Source organism: Roseateles sp. (assembly GCF_036404855.1).
In the GTDB taxonomy this organism is placed as follows: domain Bacteria; phylum Pseudomonadota; class Gammaproteobacteria; order Burkholderiales; family Burkholderiaceae_C; genus Pelomonas.
The window spans coordinates 1-3,753 of sequence record NZ_DASWYS010000053.1 but is presented as its reverse complement, the minus strand read 5'-3'; the positions used below and the strand labels follow the sequence as shown (position 1 = coordinate 3,753).

The window sequence follows — 3,753 nt, the reverse complement described above, 5'->3', positions numbered from 1 at the left end:
CCAGGTTCTCCCTAAGGGCAGCTTGAAGTAAGTCTCGACGCGCCCACCTGCCGGGCCTTGCCGTCCGGGTGCTGACAAGAAAGTCCCTCATGAACCGCTATCCGCTCTGGAAGTACGCGCTCCTGCTCGTCGCGCTGCTGATTGGCACGCTCTACACGCTGCCCAACCTGTTTGGCGAGGCGCCTGCCGTGCAGGTGTCCAGCGCCAAGGTCACCGTCAAGGTCGACCCTGCGCTGCAGGCCCGCATCGAGTCCACGTTGAAGGAGGCGGGTGTCCAGGCGGACTACGTGCAGTTCGACGGCAGTTCGATCAAGGCACGCTTCGGTGACACCGACACGCAGCTGAAGGCCAAGGACGCCATCAACAAGGCGCTGAACGCCGACCCGGCCGAGCCGACTTACATCGTCGCGCTGAACCTGCTGTCGCGTTCGCCGCAGTGGCTGACGGCGTTGCATGCCAACCCCATGTACCTGGGCCTGGACCTGCGCGGCGGCGTGCACTTCCTGATGCAGGTCGACATGAAGGCGGCGCTGACGAAGAAGGCCGAGGCGCTGACCGGCGACGTGCGCAGCATGCTGCGCGAGAAGAACGTCCGCCACGCCGGCATCAACCGCGAAGGCAACACGGTGCAGATCGCCTTCCGCGATGGCGAGCAGCGCACGGCTGCGCTGGGCCTGCTGCGGGCCCAGATCCCGGAAGTTACCTGGACGCCTCTGGGCGATGGCAGCAATCTGCAACTGACCGGCAACCTGTCGCCCCAGGCCCAGGTCGCAGTCCAGGAGGCGGCCCTCAAGCAGAACATCACGACGCTGCATAACCGCGTCAACGAACTGGGTGTCGCCGAGCCCGTCATCCAGCAGCAGGGCCTGGACCGCGTCGTGGTTCAGTTGCCCGGCGTGCAGGACACCGCCAAGGCCAAAGACATCATCGGTCGCACGGCGACGTTGGAGCTGCGGATGGTGGACGACAGCGCCGAGGCCCAGGCCGCGCTGGCCGGCACTGGTCCGGTGCCGTTCGGTACCGAGCGCTTTATCGACCGCGGCTTCGGCCCCATCATCGTCAAGCGCCAGGTCATCCTGACCGGCGACAACCTGAACGACGCCCAGCCTGGCTTCGACGAGAACCACAACCCGGCCGTGCACCTGACCGTGGATGCCAAGGGCACCCGCATCATGAAGGAGGTCTCGCGCGAGAACGTCGGCAAGCGCATGGCGATCCTGCTGTTCGAGAAGGGCAAGGGCGAGGTCGTCACCGCGCCGCGCATCAACTCGGAACTGGGCAGCCGCTTCCAGATCACCGGCGCCATGACGACGCAGGAAGCCGCCGACACGGCCCTGCTGCTGCGCGCCGGCTCGCTGGCCGCGCCCATGGACATCATCGAAGAGCGCACCATCGGCCCGAGCCTTGGCAAGGACAACATCGAGAAGGGTATCGCCAGCGTCACCTGGGGCTTCGTTGCCGTGGCCGCATTCATGTGTATCTACTACATGCTGTTCGGCCTGTTCTCGTCGCTTGCGCTGGGCTTCAATCTGCTGCTGCTGATGGCCATCCTGTCGATGATGCAGGCCACGCTGAGCCTGCCAGGCATCGCGGCCATGGCGCTGGCACTGGGCATGGCCATCGACGCCAACGTGCTGATCAACGAGCGCATCCGCGAGGAATTGCGCGCCGGTGCCACGGCGCAGGCTGCCATTCATGCCGGCTACGAGCGCGCCTTCGCGACCATTCTGGACTCCAACGTGACGACGCTGATTGCCGGCCTTGCGCTGCTGGTGTTCGGCTCCGGCCCCATCAAGGGCTTCGCCGTCGTGCACTGCCTGGGCATCCTGACCTCAATGTTCTCGTCCGTCGTGTTCTCGCGCGGCCTCGTGAACCTCTGGTACGGTCGCCAGAAGAAGCTCAAGTCCCTGTCCATCGGCCAGGTGTGGAAGCCCACCCCCGACGCCACCGAGTCGACCGCGGCCTAAGGAATACCCGTCATGGAACTCTTCCGCATCAAACGGGACATCCCGTTCATGAAGCACGCGTTGATCTTCAACGTGGTGTCCTTCATCACATTCGCCGTGGCCGTGTTCTTCTTGGTCACGCGCGGCCTGCACTTCTCCATCGAGTTCACGGGTGGCACGGTCATCGAGGTGGCCTACCCGCAGGCGGCTGACGTCGCCAAGACCCGTCACACCGTCGAGCAGATGGGCTACGGCGAGGTGCAGGTGCAGAACTTCGGCTCGTCGCGCGACGTCATGATCCGCCTGCCGGTTCGCCCAGGCGAGAAGCAGACCGAGGTTGTCGACAAGGTCTTCGCCGCACTGTGCAAGTCCGAGTCCGGCGCGGTCAGCCACCACCAACAGGTCACGGACCTGGGTGAGCAGGTCGACAAGCAGATCTGTGCCAAGGCCGATGGCGCGGAGCCCATCAAGCTGTCGCGCTCCGAGGTCGTCGGCCCGGCCGTCGGCGAGGAGCTGGCCTGGGACGCCGCCAAGGCGCTGGCGTTCACGGTGCTGGGCATCGTCATCTACCTGGCCATTCGCTTCGAGTGGAAATTCGGCGTGGCCGGCGTCATCGCCAACCTGCACGACGTGGTCATCATCCTTGGCTTCTTCGCCTTCTTCCAGTGGGAGTTCTCGCTGGCGGTGCTGGCGGCGGTGCTGGCGGTGCTGGGCTACTCGGTGAACGAATCGGTGGTCATCTTCGACCGAGTGCGCGAGGCCTTCCGCAAGTACCGCAAGCTCAACACCCACGAGGTGATCGACCACGCGATCACGTCGACGATGAGCCGCACCATCATCACCCACGGCTCCACGCAATTGGTGGTGCTGTCCATGCTGCTGTTCGGTGGCCCCACGCTGCACTACTTCGCCGTGGCGCTGACCATCGGCATCCTGTTCGGCATCTACTCTTCGGTCTTCGTGGCAGCGGCGCTGGCGATGTGGCTGGGTGTGAAGCGCGAGGACCTGATCAAGGCCCCCGTCAACCGCGACGATCCGAGCGACCCGAATTCCGGGGCCGTCGTGTAGAGTGAAGCGAACTCCAAATCGCCGCTGATTCCGTCTCACGCTCCATGACCGCCGCCCGAAACCAGGCTCTGGCCACCCAGGCTCGGCGCGTCTATCTCGAAGCCCTGGTGCGCGGTATGACGCCGCTGGTCGCCGCGGTGGGCCAGAGCGCCAGTCACCTGCTCTCCCAGGGCGCGCCGCACGCTGTCACCATGGCACGGCGGGATGCCGTGCAGGCCTGGCAGAAGTCCGGGCCCAACTGGCAGATGGCCGTCGTTGCAGCGCTGCGTCATGCGGCCATGCACGGCGTGTCAGACAACGCTCGGGAGCACGAGCCGACGGCGCCGGTCCAGTCGGTCAAGATGAGCCTGGTCGACGACTCGACCATCGAGCGCGAGATCACCAGTTCTCGCCTGGCCCTGGTGATGATGGACCGCGCCAGCTGGGAGGTCACCGACCTGCGCACCCGCATGCAGGCTCTGGAAACCCACGACGATCTGGACCCTCTGGATCTTCTGCGCGCCCACGTCGTCGCGCGCATCGCACTGGACGCCTGGCACCGCATCGGGCTGGACGCCAACATCTGGCAGTTGCTGCATCACGAGCTGCATGAGGAATTTGCCCAGCTCATCAGTGAGGCCTATCACGAGACCAACCGCTGGCTGATTGCGCAGAAGGTGCTGCCCGAGGTCGACCTGCGGCCCTTCATCCGCCGTACCGCCCAGGCCGCTGGTGCGGCGACGGCGGCGGCCAGTGGCAC

The 3,753-nt window shown here is 65.5% G+C and carries 3 protein-coding genes; all 3 read left to right on the top strand.

Annotated features, from left to right (window positions below):
* The first annotated feature begins 89 nt into the window (after positions 1 to 89).
* On the top strand, positions 90 to 1,967 hold the full coding sequence (secD, locus tag VGF12_RS03840) for a protein translocase subunit SecD (protein ID WP_331174722.1): 1,878 nt from the start codon (positions 90 to 92) through the stop codon (positions 1,965 to 1,967).
* Between the two features lie 12 nt (positions 1,968 to 1,979).
* Positions 1,980 to 3,014, top strand: a complete 1,035-nt coding sequence (gene secF, locus VGF12_RS03835) for a protein translocase subunit SecF (RefSeq protein ID WP_331174721.1) — start codon at positions 1,980 to 1,982, stop codon at positions 3,012 to 3,014.
* A 44-nt stretch (positions 3,015 to 3,058) separates the two neighbouring features.
* Positions 3,059 to 3,753, top strand: a 695-nt coding sequence (locus tag VGF12_RS03830) for a DUF1631 family protein (RefSeq protein WP_331174720.1), incomplete at its 3' end; no start/stop codon positions are given.

Bases quoted from the DNA above. Each gene is read 5' to 3' on its own strand.
- secD (WP_331174722.1), top strand. From the start codon at position 90: ATGAACCGCTATCCGCTCTGGAAGTACGCGCTCCTGCTCGTCGCGCTG.
- secF (WP_331174721.1), top strand. From the start codon at position 1,980: ATGGAACTCTTCCGCATCAAACGGGACATCCCGTTCATGAAGCACGCG.